This is a genomic window from Enterococcus sp. DIV2449a (assembly GCF_051711225.1).
Lineage (GTDB): Bacteria > Bacillota > Bacilli > Lactobacillales > Enterococcaceae > Enterococcus_D > Enterococcus_D casseliflavus.
The window spans coordinates 2,748,300-2,763,541 of record NZ_JBIOME010000001.1; the positions used below are offsets into that span (position 1 = coordinate 2,748,300).

Here is a 15,242-nt window from a genome sequence, read left to right on the forward strand (position 1 = left end):
TTGGGAGAACCAACGCAGATCATTTTCAAAAGCTTGTTCTACGTGCGTTTCTTTTGCCCCACCATGGATAGTTCGACTGTTTCTTGGCAACTTATTGTGTCACTTATGGCCGCTCGATCAATGATCGCTGCCTCTTTAAAGCTGACCTCCTGACACTGTTCAAAAATCATTTTCTTTTGCCCTTTAGCTGATTCAAAGGCAACTGACTCAAAAACAACGCGTTGGATAGGTGAAACCTGCTGTGTTTGTTCATCGACAAACCCTTTTAGCTCGACCAAAGGGTTCTGCCCTACGATACGGGTATTCTTGACCAAAATATCCGAAATGATTGGTAACTGTTGTGCTGCCTGACCATCGGCATTGTAAGCAACAGGATGAGCCATGAAACGATCCAACAGGCAATCGATGATTGTCACTTGACGAATATAGCCACCACGATCATTCTGCGCTTTCAATTCTAGCCCATAAAGCGTATTGGTCAGCTGGCAATCTCGAAAGGAGATATTTTCGACACCACCAGATTGCTCACTACCAATCGCGATGCCATGTCCCCCTCGAATAGCCAAATCAAACAGCCGAATATTTTTCGCTGGTCTATTGATCTGATTTCCTTCTGGATTTTTGCCAGATTTGATTGCGATACAATCATCACCCGTATCAAAAACGGTGTCAAAAATCAGCAAGTTTTGCGAAGAATCTGGGTCCCAACCATCGCCATTGTCGATGCCTTTGGACTGAATATTCACCCCGTGGGTCACAACGGTGTCACAATAAATCATATGGACAGTCCAGCATGGTGGGTCACTCAACGTCAGCTCTGTCAAATGGATGTTTTTGGCCTGCATCATACAGATCAAACGTCCCCTTACTCGTCTTCCAGGTTTTCCATCAGAAACATATTCTGGATACTGTTCACGGTCTGCATAAGAGTTTCGCATCGCCAGTCCTAATGGATTCCCGCCACCAATGATCGTTCCTTTGCCACAAAGACGGACATTTTCACAAACGATACGCCCTCGATCGCCTTGATCGATATACCCAATGTTGATCAATGAACGAAAGCAAAACAATTCCCAGCCTTCATAACGGCTTAATGGTAAGCCCTCTTGATTCACGCTTCCTAAATACTCGTGAGGGGCAACCCGATACGTTTCTATGTCGAGGCTTGCTTGCAATGTGCCATCTACCTGAAAAATCATATTGCTTTTTAGCTCCAAAGCACCAGAAAGGATCACCGCCCCTGTTGGGATCCAGACAGTGCCATTGCTAGGGCAATCGTTGATCGCTTGCTGGAGAATGGTGGTACTATCTTCTTTGCCTGCGCTATCAGCATGGTAGGGTGCTTGCGTAACATCTAACAAAACACTTTTTTTCTTTGTACGAAAGGTCGTCGTGACTGCGGTATTTGTAAGCAGGCACCCCTGATGATCGAGGCAGATGATCGTTACTTGATACGTTTGATCGGCAGATAAGTTTGTCAACGTCCAATGCGTCTTGTTTGTTGGTCTGGTTTGGATCAAATCGTTGTCTAAAAACAATTGATAACCAAAAATAGCTTGGGCGTGCAGCGGCTTCTCCCAAGTAAGGGTCGCTTGATGAGCGCCGATCGTGCTTGGTACGACATGAAAATCAATTACTTGAAATGGTTGCATCGGTTTGTCCTTTCTTCAACGAATTCATTCAATAGAAAAAAGATATTCCAAAACAGCGAATATCTTTTTCCACACTTATTTAAGACCAGTCGTGCTGATGCCTTCAACAATGTATTTTTGGAAAATAAAGAAGATGATCAACACAGGCAGCAAGGAGACGACAGACATCGCGAACATCGCTCCCCAATTGGAGGTGCTGCTAGCATCTAGGAACTGCTTTAAGGCAATCGATACCGTGTAGTTTTGCGGACGTGTAAGGTACAGCATCGGCCCGATCAGTTCTTCCCATTTCCAATAGAAAGAGAAGATCGCAGCGTTTGCCAAGGAAGGCTTCATCAACGGTAGAATCACACGGAAGAAAATACCGACCCGTCCACAGCCGTCCATTTTTGCTGCTTCATCTAAATCTGTCGGGATCGCAGAGACGAATTGAACCATCATGAAAATAAAGAAAGCTTGTCCGAAGTATGAAGGAACGGTTACCGGACGAATCGAGTTAAGCCAGCCTAATTGATTAAACCAAAGATACTGAGGCACCATGATGATCTCTTGCGGCAGCATCATCGTGACCAAGATACAAGCAAACCAAAAGCCTTTTCCTTTGAAAGGAATTCGACCAAATCCATAAGAAATGACAGCCGAAGAACAGACCGCCCCTACCATTGAAATCAACGCGATTTGCAACGAGTTGAAAATATAGCGAATGAAGGGAATCCCTGCGATCCCTTCAAACCCTTTGGTAAAGTTTTCTAACGTCCAGCTTCGGGGGATCAACTCCGTTGCCGTTCGAAAAATGTCACTACTAGGTTTAAAGGCACTAAACAGCAGCCAGAAAATCGGATAAAGCATCAGTAATGCAGCAACTAAGATCACGGCATCAAAGAAATAATTTTGTTTTTGTTCACGCATCAATCAAACCTCCTCGTTTTCTTTAAACACCCAAAATTTCGATGTTGCGAACAACAGAATCGTAATCAACCCAACGATGACCAGTAAAATCCACGCTAAGGCTGAAGCATAGCCCATTTTGAAATCGGTAAAGGCTCGTTGATACATGTACAAGGAATAGACTAACGTGCCGTTACGAGGTGAACCCGTCCCATTCGAAATGATAAACGCAGGTGTAAACGTCAAAAAGGCCATGATCGTTTGATAGATCAGATTGAAAAAGATGATTGGTGTCAGGACTGGAACCGTGATATTGAAAAACTGTCTGATTTTTCCTGCCCCATCAATTTCCGCTGCTTCATAATAATCTTTCGGAATATTTTTCAAACCGGATAAGAAAATCAACATCGACGAGCCAAATTGCCACGCTGCTAATAAAATCAAGGTCATCAACGCTAAGCCAGGACTTTTAAAGAAGTAGATCGGGTCTAAGCCGATCGCCGCTAGTACGCCATTGATCAACCCTGAATCGCCAAAAAGATTCCGCCACATGATCGATACCGCCACGCTCCCACCTAAAATCGAAGGGATATAAAATAATACCCGATAAGCACCGCTTAATTTCGATGGGCGGTTGATCAGCATCGCCACTGCTAATGCGACGATCAGCCGTAAAGGGACTGCCAACACAACATATTTCAGCGTAACAGTCAGTGACTGAACAAACTTGGGATCATTCGTAAAAATCGTCTTAAAGTTATTCCAGCCAACAAATTGCGCCTCTGTCAATAAATCATAGTCGTGAAAAGACATAAAAAGAGAAATCCCCATCGGGACGATAATAAAAGCAAAAAAGCCAATGATGAAGGGTGAGATAAATAAATAGCCTGTAACCATATTCTGTTTTGATTCTGGTAATCGATTAAACCAGCTTTTGAGTTTCCCAGGCTCTTTTGCCGTGGGTGATTTTGATTGTAGTTCCATAATTTTCACTTCCTACCTCCTATAGTTGATTACGCTTACAAGTTGATTTTAACGAAGTGCTTCTTAAGAATGAATAGAAAAAAAAGCACAGAAATGTGAAAAACTAGAGGACCTATATTTTTTGCCTCCATTGTTTCTCCTAAAAAAACGCCTTTACTGAAAAAGTCAGTAAAGGCGCCACAGCTATGCTTATTGATAGTTTTCTGCAAAAATTTCTTCGCAGCGTTGCGTAAAGGCATCATAAGTTTCTTCTGGTGTCATCGTGCCATAAGTGATCTCTGCGTACAGCTCTTTAAAGTACGTGTTGATTTCAGCAAACCCAATTGGTGGGATTGGGGATGGATCACCGACGATGTCTGCAATATCATCTAAGAAATCAGAGGACTCTTGTTCTTCTGGTGTCATGTCGGCATAAAGCAATTCTTTGATGGCATCATTGGAAGGAATCCCCCGCTCAGTACCGATGATCTTATTGGCTTCTTCACTATTCACTAAAAAGTCAACAAACTTCGCAGCTGCTTCTTTTGATTCAGAAGCATTCGCGATCGAATAAAAGAACCCTGGGCGATACGCCATCGCCCCGTTTTCTGAGTCGAATGGACGAGCCAAGTTGATTTCGACATCTTCTGCGGCGGAGGCCTTATAGGTCAAGTATTGATTGGACCAAGTCATCATATAGGCTGCTTTTCCTTGTGAAAACGGATATTGATCCATACTGTTGGCATTGCTAGTCACTTCTGCGGTTGGCATTGCTTTGGCTTCCGTAAGGTCCGCGATAGCCCCCATAAATTCAACCCAGTTTTCTTTGGAAAAACCGATCTCTGGTTTGCCGTCTGCATCGTATTGGTATAGATCTTCGCCTTTAGTACGTAAAAAGTATTGCAAAATCGTACTGTTGTCATTGTTATCATTCCAACCATAATCACCGGTTGCTTCAGCGATCGCTGCCGTACTTTCTACAAGGTCATCGAAGGTATAATTGCTAAAGTCGATCCCAGTGCCCCCTTGTTCTACCAATGATGGATTGTAGAGCATCGCCATCGTATTGACAGAAGTTGGTATGCCAAAAACTTTTCCATCTAACTCGCCAGTTGCTAAAATCGATTCTTTGATATCATCGGTTTGAATCTCATTGCCGATAAATTCCGACATATCTGCTAATTGATTTTTCGTTCCATATTGCGCAATGTACTGCACATCCATCTGGATCACATCAGGTAATTCTCCAGAAGCCGCTTTTGTTGCTAGTTTTTTCCAATGGTCATCCCAAGAACCATATTCATATTCAACTTTGATGTCAGGATTTTGTTTCTCAAATTCTTTGATCGATTCGATATACTTCTCGTGTCTGACTTCTGAGCCCCACCAGGTAAAGGAAATCGTCGTTTTCCCATCTGCATCAGCTTCTGAGCTTCCGCTACTATTGCCGTTGTTGCCACAAGCTGCTAAGGTCGCACCAAGAAACAACAAGCTCGCTGCTTTTAAAAAAGTTTTCTTCATTCTTCTACACTCCTTTTTGTTTGCGCTTACAAGGTGATTGTAATGGAAATCCTCGTTAATTAAAATGAAAAAACAAGAGCAAATATGTGAAAAACTAGACTGCCGTTTTTGCTGAAGGCTAAGCCTTCACCGGCAATAGCTAGAAAAAAATAGAAAAACAGATGAAAAATGTAAAAAAACAGACATGCTCTATTTTTTCCAATATACTATGCTATACTAGCGTTGAAAAGGCTTACTTTTCAAAAAACAAGGTAGGTGGAAACAATGAAAAAAATACAAACCGGACTGTTTCGTCTTTTTACGGTAACAGCTTATTTTGCTAAATTAAACCTTTTATGGCTTTTCTTTACCCTTTTAGGGTTGGGGATTTTTGGCTTCGGTCCTGCCACCGCTGTCACGATCAAATGTTTACATGATTTTCGTAAAACTGGTCATGACTATTCAGCTGTTGCCTTCTGGCAAGCCTACAAGCAAGCCTTTCGCACCTTTTCCCTTTTTGGCATTGGACTATTAAGTACAGTACTCCTGTTGTTGTTTAACTTACGGATTACTCATTTTTTCCCGACTGAAATGGCTTGGCTGCGTCCTGTCTATTTACTTTTAACGATTCTCCTCCTTTACACTGCATTCATCAGCTTTATGACCTATGCCAAAGCCGAACAACACGCTTGGAAACAGACCTTGTACGTCAGTATCTTTCTAGTCTTTCGCTACCCACTGCAAGGCCTTGCCTTGTTGTTTACCTGGTATTTATTGTTTCTCTTATTGACTGCCAAAACCTCCTTGTTACTCGTCTTTGGACTGGTGATTTTCTTGTTTTTCGCTGAATTTTTTCATGGTCAGATGATTGAAAAAACCAAACAATTGCAAGCAAAGCGAGGCAGTGTCCATGAAGTCCCAGAAGCTGATCAATCACTTTAAAAAGCAGCCTTTTGAGCGACAGTTACATTTTGTCTTTTTTGCGACGGTGGCAATTATCGTCTCATTGGCTGTTCTCCTGACCTTAGTTTGGCGACAAGTCTACATGGCGCAGCTGAAAGAAGCCGCGTATAAAGATGTCTCGATCATTTCAACAAATATTGCCAAACGTTTAACTGCCGTCGAAACCCTCTCTTTTCGCATTATCGATAGTGCACCGATCCAAAATGGCCTGCAAAGGATCTTGGCACAAGATTCCTTGCAATCCTTAGAGGCGATCGACCAAAAGAATGCCTTAAGTGCAGAAATCAACGCCCTCGTACGCAATGAATCAACGATTCAAAACGTCTATCTCTTTACCCCAACGAACGAAAACATGATCAACTTTCTAGCCGAGACCGACCATATCTTTAATGGCCAAACCATCAAAGATATGATCGAGACTTTGCCCGATAAGCCTGCCAAAGGGAGTTGGTTTTTTGCAAAAGACCTTTCTCAAGGTGTCTACCTGCGAAAAATCTATTCAACAGCCGATCTTTCTTTAACCTATATTGGTACGGTGATATTTCTAGTCAATACGTCCTTCTTTCGTAACGAGATCGAAAGTCTTCCTATCGTCTCTGAACAAAACCAATTTTTCATGGCGTATCAGAACCAATTTTATAGTACCGCAAATGACGAGCAAACCCTCGCTGCGGATCAAAATACCTTGCAGCAGAAAATGGGAACCTTCCAGCGATCGATCGGCTCCATGACGTTTGATAATCGCCAGTACTACTATGCAATGGATCGGAAGACGATGCCGAATATGACCTTCATTTATTTACTGCCTGAAAACCAAGTCTTAGCGGATCTTTATAAACTACAAGGCCTTTCCATCGCTGTGAGTTTGCCTTTTTTATGTTTGATTATTGTTGTGATTCGGAAAATAAGCAATCAGCTGACCCGCCCTTTAGCTGACTTGGCTTCGCAAATGGCCGTTCTGCGGAAAACGAAAAAACTGGCCTCTTTAAAGACCCTCGCTGTCCCAGAAAATAGTCAAGAAGAGATCATGGTCCTTTATGAAAGCTACAATACGATGATCGATGAATTAAATGCCTTGATCAAGGACAATTATGAAATGCGTATATTGTCCCAAGAAATCGAATTTAAAGGATTGCAAGCGCAATTAGATCCACATTTTCTATACAATACGTTAGACTCGATCAACTGGATCGCCATTGAAAATCAGCAGTGGCAGATCTCAGAGATGGTCACCTCCCTTGCCTATTTGTTTCGAAAAAAAATCGATACCAAGTCTGACTTCACAACGCTACAAGATGAATTAGATATCGTGCACGCCTATATCAATATTCAAAACGTTCGCTTCGGGAAACGGATCGAGTATATCGAAGTAATTTTGGTGAATGACTTGTCCTTTAAGATTCCTAAGTTACTGATTCAACCATTGATTGAAAATGTCTTTAAATACGCCGTCAATGATATGAAGGAGACGTGTCGCCTCGTCCTTACGATTGAACAACAAGCAACCTTTCTCCAAGTCAGTGTCTCTGACAATGGCCCTGGTTTTAAAGCCAACTTCTCGATTGAAAAAGAAGGCGGCATCGGATTGACCAATATTCAAAAACGATTGCAACTGCATTATGGTGATCAAGCGTCCTTAGCCATCGTCTCCTCGATTCCCTTCAAAAAGACGACGGTGCGCTTTGTGATCCCCTTAAAAGGAGTGAGTGAAACATGAAAAATATCCTCGTTGTTGACGATGAACCCTTGATAGCAAATGGTGTGGCTAACCTCGTTGCTTCTTTTGATTTCCCATTAGTGGTCAAAGGAATTTACACAGACAGTGAAGAAGCCTTGGCATTTTGTCAGCAAAACACCATCGACATCGTGATTACCGACATCAATATGCCTAAAGTCAATGGACTTGCCTTGATCAAAAAATTAAAAGCCATCAATCCTGCGATTCAAATCATTATTTTGACAGGCTTTGGCAGCTTCTCCTTTGCCAAAGAAGCGATGGCTTTAGGGGTCAAATTTTTCCTTGAAAAACCTGTTTTTCCGAGCAAGCTTTCAGAAGCGTTGGCTGAGACGATCGAACGTTCTGAACGTCGTCAAATGGAATCTACCCTCTATTTAAAACAACAAATTGAACAATACATCAATAGCTGCGGAGAAGAACCGCTGCCTGAATCGTTCGTTTTTCCATTTTGTATGTACTTATTTGATTCGAAATTCTATCACGCCATCGCCAAGCGGATCGAAAGCTATGAGAACCATCACGAGTTGGTGATCGGTCATCAAAACAAAGTTGGCTATATCCTGAACTTCAGTACGGAAAATACCTTTAATCTTTTTTTTAAAACGAAGGTACAGGCTGCGCATCTAGGAAAAGGGATCGCCATCAATTGCTGGGTCGAAACCCCCGAAAAATTTTTACTCAGTTATCATTTAGGCAAGCGGAACTTGGATAAGGAGTTTTATTTTGATACCTTTGAAGTCATCCAAGAAGCCCAAATCTCACAAGAAAATGTCTATGAAAATAGTCTCTATATGGAATACCGTGAAAAACTTTTGGCATTGATCGACAAAGGCGAACTGACTTTAGCCCAAGTTCTTACGGAAAACTTTTTTTCTACCTGTCGCATGGAGCTTTACCCTGTCCAACTATTGCGGCTGCAGGTCAACGATTTGTTATCGGCAATTTTTGAAAACCATCGCATCAAAAAAGACATCTACTTTGATGACTATTCCCCAAAGATCATGCTCTTGAATAATTGGCACGAACTCCAGTTTATGCTGCTTCACTGTATCGATTTGATGCGGGGCAGCTTAGACGATAGCGAGAACATGCAGCTGTCCCAAAAAGTCAACCTGATCATCGAAGAATATTATGACCATGAAGCATTGTCATTGAAATGGATCGCCGCCCATCTTTTGTACTTAAATCCTGAATACTTAGGAAAAACCTATTACAAAGAAACCGGGATTCGCTTCAATCAAAAATTAGCCGAATACCGCATCCAAAAAGCACAAGAACTGCTGAAGAAAAACTACAAAGTCTACGAAGTGGCAGCGATGACGGGCTTTAGTAATGCCCCCGAATATTTTGTTCAAACGTTTAAAAAGATTACCGGTATGACACCAAAGAAATTTTTGAAGCAGCAAGAAAAAGCACTTCTCTCTTAACGTTTCTTCTATCCGAAATGACTGTGTTGCTATTTCAACAAAAGAGGTAGTCCGCTCACATTCGTGAGCGAACTACCTCTTTGACTAACCAGTAATTGATGTCAAACAATTGATGCGACCGTGTTCGTTTTAAGAAATAAACATTTTTGTCTAGCTTACAGCGTAAAGACTTCCTTTAACTCCTGTGTCACTGGCGAATCATCCGGATTTGTTTCCATAAGTTCTGCCATGTACTGCCACCATTTTTGGTTGATCTCGGTTGCCGCTAACTGCTGCCAGCGGGTTTCATCTTCAATCTCAAGGTAGCCAAACAACGCAAGGCTTTCTGGATCTAAGAAAATCTGGTAGCTTTTCGCCCCGTGTGCTATGAGCTGCTCTTTTAGTTCTGGCCATAGTTCGCGATGCCGTTTTTCATATTCTGCTTCATAACCAGGATGTAGCTTCATCCGAATCGCTTTTTTGATCATCTTTGTCTGCTCCTCTCTTTATTACGTAAGGTGTTCTGCTTAACAAAATGAAACCAATAGTTCAGTAAATGCTAAAACTGTCAGTGATTGCCCGTAAGGCATTGCTGTAATCGCGATGTTTTTGTAGTACGCCAAGTCTTCTCCCATTCCAGTACCGATGGAAACATTTTGGACTTCTCCATCTTCTGCGACTTGTTCGATCAAACCGGCTAACGCTTTATAGGCAACATCTTCCCAAGCTTTGTCAATGTAACGCTTATGAACGGCTTTTAAAATCCCATAGGCAAAACCAGCCGTCGCAGAAGCCTCCACATACGAGCTAGGATCATCTAACAAGGTGTGCCACAAACCACTTTCATCTTGCATTTCTTGCAAGGCAGCTAGTTGGTCTAAGAGGGTATTGATCAAGAAGCCTCGTAACGCATCTCCTTCTTGCAAGTCGAGAATGTCAATGATCTCAGGAATCGCAATGGTGATCCAGCAGTTGCCTCTTGCCCAAAGCGCTTGCGCATAATTGTGGCGTTCTTCAAAGGTCCAGCCGTGGAACCAAAGACCAGTTTTTTTATCAACTAAGTATTTGATATGGATCATAAATTGTTGTTTTGCTTCTTCGATATAGGCCGGACGATTCAGCAACATGCCAATTTTCGCCAAAGGCAAAGCGGTCATCATCAAGGTATCGTCCCAAAGCTGGTTGCGATTTTCTGGTCCATAGGTCGCATGCTGCAGACCATTTTCATCGGTTCGCGGCATATCATGCATGACCCATTCCGCCCATTGTTCAAGGTACGGCAAGTAACGAGAATCTTTGGTGTCTTCATAAAGATACGCCATTGCCAAAAGCGGCGCCATCGTGTTGACATTTTTAGGCGGCGCGCCTTCTAACATCCGCTGCTCAAACCATTCTTCCACAACTTGGAGCGCTTTGGGATTTTTGGTGATTTGGTAGTTTTTATAAATGCCGTATAGTCCCACCCCTTGCGGCCAGTTCCAAATCCCCCAGCTTTTATCATCAACGATCAAGCCGTCAAAGTCTAATAGAAATTCGCCATTATCATCCTTGATCGTCGTTAAATTTTCGATCATGCGATCAATTTTTTCTTCTACAACACGTTTTTCCACAAATAACTGTTCTAAAATCACCATTGGGTTCATCCTCTCATTTCTCTTTGATAGATTGATCGTAACACGCTTACATTTACACAAAAATAGCAGTTATTGACATTTTACTATCTATTCTTGTATGATAAAAACAAACGAGTACGAAAGGAGCCAATCATGGAGAAGCAAAGTGCGGATACGATGATCAACGATCGTTTTGAGGCCTTTCATATCAAAGACATCGTAGAAGAAAACAATACCCTTTATCATTACCATAGTTTTTATGAGATTCACTGTACCTTAAAAGGATCAGCGGTCTTCTTTATCGATGGCGGAGAATTCCCTCTAGAACCTGGTACGATCATCTTGATTCCTCCGAATGTCTTGCATCGAATCGTCCATCAAACTTCTGATTTTTTCGAGCGAACCTACCTGTATATCAATCCTAGTTATCTCACTGCCCTCTCCACTACCCAAACAGATCTCACTGCCTGTTTTCGTAGCAACGGCGGCATCAACAGTCGTATTTTATCGATCGATGCCGACCAACTAGACCAGCTATTGCGACCTTTGCGCAAAAAAACGGATAGCAATTATGGCACCGACTTACTTTATCAAAATCATTTGATCGCGTTTTTGATTTCCATCAATACGATTGCCTATCAGGAAAAAGAACCGCTGTTTTTATCCGACTCACTCTATAAAAATAAAGACATTTTGGCTGCCATTACCTATATCAATCAGCATTTGACCGCTGATCTCTCCTTAGAGACCGTCGCCAAAGCCCTTTTCATGAGCCCATACTCGCTTTCGAGGACCTTCAAAAAAGAAACTGGCGTCGCCTTTCATGCTTATGTCGTCAAGAAACGACTCTTAAAGAGCAAAGAAATTTTACGTAAAACCAGAAGCGCCACCGCCACCTTCGAAGCTTGCGGCTTCAACTCCTATACCCATTTTTTACGATGCTTCAAACAAGAATTTCAGCTGACACCTAAAGAATTTTTACAAGAAGAAGCCCAAAATCAGTTTGTCCGTTTTGCGCATTTTGTAGGGAAAAAATAGCAAGCCGTTGCAAAGCGCCAATCATTGGCTCGTGAAAAAAGAGTTGTTGCTTCCCTTTCCTGATGTTAGATGACACAATACAAAAAGAATGACACGAGGAAATGTGTCATTCTTTTTGTATGCTATAAAACTTCCCCATTTGAAGCGATCACTTTTTTATACCACTCAAAGGATTTTTTCTTGGTTCGTTTCAAGGTGCCGTTGCCTTGATCATCTCGATCCACATAGATAAAGCCATAGCGTTTACTCATTTGACCGGTACTGGCTGCTACAAGATCAATACAACCCCAAGTAGTATAACCAAGTAGTTCCACGCCGTCGATCATCACCGCATCTTTGAAGGCTTGAATATGTTTTTTTAAATAGTTGATCCGATAATCGTCTGCGACAAACCCGTTCTCATCAGGGGTATCGATCGCCCCTAACCCATTTTCTACGATAAACAACGGTTTTTGATAGCGATCATACAATTGATTCAATGAATTTCTCAGTCCTAACGGATCAATCTGCCACCCCCACTCAGTCGATGGTAGATGTTCATTTTTAATTGATGGAAAGAGATTCCCGGTCGCTTGCGCATAGTCTTCTGGATGGGCACTGACCGTTCGCGAACAGTAATAAGAAAAACTGACAAAATCAACAGGAGAAGCCGCTAAAATCGCCTCGTCTTCAGGTGTCATTTTGATCGTTAAGCCTTCTCGCTCAAATTTTTTCAAGGCATAATTGGGGTATTTGCCTCGGGCTTGCACATCGATAAAGAAATAGCCTTCGCGATCACGATTGATTGCTTCTTGGTAATCTTCAGGTCGGCAAGTATAAGGATAATGACTGCCGCCAGCCAGCATACAGCCGACTTTATTGGTCGGATCGATCTCATGAGCTTTTTTGGTTGCTAAGGCACTGGCGACTAACTGATGATGCGCTGCTTGGTATTTGATTTCTTGACGATTGTCCCCTTCTTTAAAGACGATCCCGCCACCTACAAAAGGCTGATGCAGCAAAATATTGATTTCATTGATCGTCAGCCAATATTTGACCAACCCGCGATAGCGCTGGAAGACGGTTTCCGCATAGGTCACATAGAAATCAATGAGCCGACGATTTTTCCAGCCCCCAAATTCCTTGATCAAATGCAGCGGAACATCGAAGTGGGCAATCGTGACCAATGGCTCGATTTGATGTTTTCTCAATTCTTTGAAGATTTTCTCATAAAAAAGCAGTCCTTCTTCGTTGGGCTCTTCGTCATTGCCATTTGGAAAAATCCTTGACCAAGAAAGTGACATCCGATACACTTTAAAACCCATTTCGGCAAAAAGGGTAATATCTTCCATATAATGGTGGTACATATCAATGGCCGTTTGGGCTGGATAAAAAGAATCTTCCTGCCATTCTAACATCTCCAACTCACCAGCAGCGACTCTTGCGCGATCAGGACCAGTTGGTAAGAGGTCGACATTTGATAAGCCACGTCCTCCTGCTAATACACCACCTTCTGCTTGATTGGCAGCCGTTGCACCGCCCCATAAAAAATCATCTGATAATCCCATGTTATTTCCTCCTAAACTTTGACTACAAGTACTTCCTCTTCTTTAGCTACCAAACCTTCTTTCACACGTTCGACTGCGGTATATTGTGGTGTATTGGTAACGATGATCGGTACTTGTGTGACATATCCTGCAGCTTTTATCTGCGGTACATCAAACGTCAGCAATCGCTGCCCTTTTGTAACTTTTTGCTCTGCTTCTACTAAAGCATCAAAATACTGACCATTTAGTTCCACTGTGTCTAAACCGACATGGATCAACAATTCGATTCCGGTGTCTGAAACCAAGCCAATCGCGTGTTTGGTAGGAAAAACAGCAGCGACTTTTCCATCAAAAGGCGCAATGACTTCACCGATGGGTTCATCGACCGCAAATCCTTTTCCGAGTGCTTCAGAAGCAAATGCGTCATCTTTGACTTGATTCAACGGAATCACGATTCCCGGTACAGGATTGATCAAGCCGGTATCTTCTAGTACTACTGCTTTCATCTCCGGAACATCAATTGTCACTTTTGTTTCATATTTGAAACTTAAGACATAGGTAACGGCCCCACTCACCACAGCTGCAATCACCAATGCGATAATGATGTTCCAAAAATAGCGCATCGTATCATCACCGATATATAGTAAGACTGCTGGGAGACCAGACGAACCGGTCGCAAAGCGATGCGTATTGGTCAAGCCAGCATACAAACCACCAGAAGCCCCACCAATCATTGCCGCAACCAACGGATATTTTTTGGGCAAATTGATGCCATATAAAGCGGGTTCGGTAATCCCCATGTAGGCAGTGATTGCCCCTGATACCGCCAACTGCTTAGTTTTTTTCTCTTTCGTACGCAATGCGACAACTGCTACTGCGGTTGCTTGAGCAATGTTTGAGACCAATGCCCCTGGACCAAAAATACTGTCATACCCAAGTTCTGCCATTTGCATCACCCCTAAAGGAGCAATCCCATTGTGCAATCCAAACATCACCATGATTGGCAAAAAGCCCCCAATCAAAACCGCTGGAACCCAGCTAGCATGGACACTTAAGAAGGTAAAGAATGTTGCCAAATAACCACCCAAGATACTACCGATCGGTCCAAATAGCGAGAAGGCTAATGTACCCATTATCAAGAATGTTAGCATCGGAACAAAAACCAGCTCCACTGATTTTGGAATCACTTTGTTCAAAAACTTTTCGACATACGATTGGAAAAAAATCACGATCAGGATCGGAATGACTGATCCCGTATAATTTGCTAATGTAAAAGGAATAACCCCAAAAAAGTGAACGGGTTCGCCTGCTGTGACCAAGGCACCCCAATTAGGATGCATCATCATAGCAGCCACTGAAGCCGCTAAAATCGGATTGCATCGCAATTTTTGTGCCACAGTGAAGGCCAGGATCATTGGTAAGAAGAAGAAAACACCATCTGCAAAAAGATTCAGCATGTAATAGGTTTGCGAATCAGCCGTGATCACATCAAAAACTATCAATAAAGCCAAAACTGCCTTAACCATTCCGGCACCGGACAGTGCGGGAATAATTGGTTGAAACGTTCCTGCCACAAAATCGATCACTGCAGCTACTGGTCCTTTTTTCTCCCCAGGTTCCGACGCCCCTGATGATTGAAGCGAAACCAATTTTGTGACTTCTTCATAGACATCTTTGACATGTGTTCCGATCACGACTTGATGTACCCCTGCGTTATTGATGTATTTGGCAACCCCATCGAGCGCCTCTAGTTCTCCTTGATCTATACGCTTTTCTTCATTGACTTTAAAGCGCAATCGGGTTTGACAGTGATAGGCATCCGTGATATTTTCTTGTCCCCCCAGATACTGGACGATTTTTTTTGCTAATGATTGATAATTTTCACTCATACATTCCACCCCTAAATAAATTTCAAAGAAAATCTATGTTGTATGTGCTTACCGGTATAACATACT

Annotated in this window: 12 protein-coding genes; 4 read left to right on the forward strand and 8 right to left on the reverse strand. The window is 42.5% G+C overall.

What is annotated here, in order from left to right; genetic code table 11:
- Positions 1-38: 38 nt before the first annotated feature.
- The 4 genes from IGI76_RS13105 to IGI76_RS13120 all read right to left on the reverse strand — a co-directional run bounded on the left by IGI76_RS13105 (position 39) and on the right by IGI76_RS13120 (position 5,024).
- The gene (locus IGI76_RS13105; RefSeq protein ID WP_231434788.1) at positions 39-1,652 is read right to left on the reverse strand and encodes a glycosyl hydrolase family 28 protein; all 1,614 of its coding nucleotides are present in this window, start codon (positions 1,650-1,652) and stop codon (positions 39-41) included.
- Positions 1,653-1,727: 75 nt separating this feature from the next.
- Entirely contained in the window at positions 1,728-2,561 is an 834-nt protein-coding gene (locus IGI76_RS13110; protein WP_005234188.1) for a carbohydrate ABC transporter permease, read from the reverse strand.
- Positions 2,562-2,564: 3 nt separating this feature from the next.
- A complete protein-coding gene (locus IGI76_RS13115) occupies positions 2,565-3,524 on the reverse strand; it encodes a carbohydrate ABC transporter permease (protein WP_016608843.1) in 960 nt (319 codons plus the stop codon).
- Positions 3,525-3,713: 189 nt separating this feature from the next.
- Positions 3,714-5,024 carry an ABC transporter substrate-binding protein gene (locus tag IGI76_RS13120; RefSeq protein ID WP_060791387.1) on the reverse strand — a complete coding sequence of 437 codons (1,311 nt, stop codon included), beginning with the start codon at positions 5,022-5,024 and terminating at the stop codon, positions 3,714-3,716.
- A 264-nt stretch (positions 5,025-5,288) separates the two neighbouring features.
- Here IGI76_RS13120 and IGI76_RS13125 point away from each other — a divergent pair, with 264 nt between their 5' ends.
- Genes IGI76_RS13125 through IGI76_RS13135 form a run of 3 tightly spaced genes read left to right on the forward strand, consistent with a single transcriptional unit; the run spans position 5,289 to position 9,131 of the window.
- The gene (locus tag IGI76_RS13125) at positions 5,289-5,945 is read left to right on the forward strand and encodes a DUF624 domain-containing protein (RefSeq protein ID WP_010749870.1); all 657 of its coding nucleotides are present in this window, start codon (positions 5,289-5,291) and stop codon (positions 5,943-5,945) included.
- Entirely contained in the window at positions 5,914-7,683 is a 1,770-nt protein-coding gene (locus tag IGI76_RS13130) for a sensor histidine kinase (RefSeq protein ID WP_151195168.1), read from the forward strand. Before IGI76_RS13125 ends, IGI76_RS13130 begins: the two co-directional genes overlap by 32 nt.
- Complete coding sequence (locus IGI76_RS13135) at positions 7,680-9,131, forward strand: response regulator (RefSeq protein WP_005234181.1); 1,452 nt, start codon at positions 7,680-7,682, stop codon at positions 9,129-9,131. Before IGI76_RS13130 ends, IGI76_RS13135 begins: the two co-directional genes overlap by 4 nt.
- Positions 9,132-9,286: 155 nt before the next feature.
- Here the strand turns inward: IGI76_RS13135 and rhaM are convergent, their stop codons facing one another.
- Together rhaM and bglB are read right to left on the reverse strand one after the other, a co-directional pair.
- Positions 9,287-9,598, reverse strand: a complete 312-nt coding sequence (gene rhaM / locus IGI76_RS13140) for an L-rhamnose mutarotase (protein ID WP_061053170.1) — start codon at positions 9,596-9,598, stop codon at positions 9,287-9,289.
- Positions 9,599-9,637: 39 nt separating this feature from the next.
- Positions 9,638-10,744 (reverse strand): beta-galactosidase BglB, encoded by a 1,107-nt coding sequence (bglB, locus tag IGI76_RS13145; RefSeq protein WP_081117554.1) that lies wholly within the window; start codon positions 10,742-10,744, stop codon positions 9,638-9,640.
- Between the two features lie 132 nt (positions 10,745-10,876).
- On the opposite strand from bglB, the gene IGI76_RS13150 reads away from it, so the two are divergent.
- On the forward strand, positions 10,877-11,761 hold the full coding sequence (locus tag IGI76_RS13150; protein ID WP_201688482.1) for an AraC family transcriptional regulator: 885 nt from the start codon (positions 10,877-10,879) through the stop codon (positions 11,759-11,761).
- A gap of 122 nt (positions 11,762-11,883) precedes the next feature.
- Here the strand turns inward: IGI76_RS13150 and IGI76_RS13155 are convergent, their stop codons facing one another.
- Positions 11,884-13,308 carry a 6-phospho-beta-glucosidase gene (locus IGI76_RS13155; RefSeq protein ID WP_231434905.1) on the reverse strand — a complete coding sequence of 475 codons (1,425 nt, stop codon included), beginning with the start codon at positions 13,306-13,308 and terminating at the stop codon, positions 11,884-11,886.
- Positions 13,309-13,319: 11 nt separating this feature from the next.
- A complete protein-coding gene (locus IGI76_RS13160) occupies positions 13,320-15,176 on the reverse strand; it encodes a beta-glucoside-specific PTS transporter subunit IIABC (RefSeq protein WP_333718687.1) in 1,857 nt (618 codons plus the stop codon).
- Positions 15,177-15,242 lie beyond the last annotated feature (66 nt).